The 282-nt window shown below is 61.3% G+C and carries 1 protein-coding gene; it reads left to right on the forward strand.

Annotated elements, in window-relative coordinates; all coding sequences use genetic code 11:
• Window positions 1-2: 2 nt before the first annotated feature.
• Window positions 3-282: Rnf-Nqr domain containing protein (locus J0A68_RS23420; RefSeq protein ID WP_317195150.1), on the forward strand; the 280-nt coding region annotated here is incomplete at its 3' end.

The following is a 282-nucleotide window of genomic DNA, read 5'->3' on the forward strand; positions in this document are numbered from 1 at the left end:
GGTTGTGGAAGAACAACTCCGCCCTGGTACAGCTGCTGGGCATGTGCCCGCTGCTGGCGGTGACCTCCACCGTCACCAACGCGCTGGGCCTGGGGCTGGCCACCACGCTGGTGCTGACGCTCACCAACGCCTCCATCTCCGCGGTGCGCCGCTGGGTGCCAAGCGAAGTGCGTATTCCAATCTACGTCATGATCATCGCCGCGGTGGTGAGCATCGTGCAGATGCTGATCAACGCCTATGCCTTCGGTCTGTATCAGTCGCTCGGCATTTTTATTCCGTTGA

Origin of the sequence: Algoriphagus oliviformis (assembly GCF_017254915.1) — a bacterium.
Classification (GTDB): Bacteria; Bacteroidota; Bacteroidia; order Cytophagales; family Cyclobacteriaceae; genus Algoriphagus; species Algoriphagus oliviformis.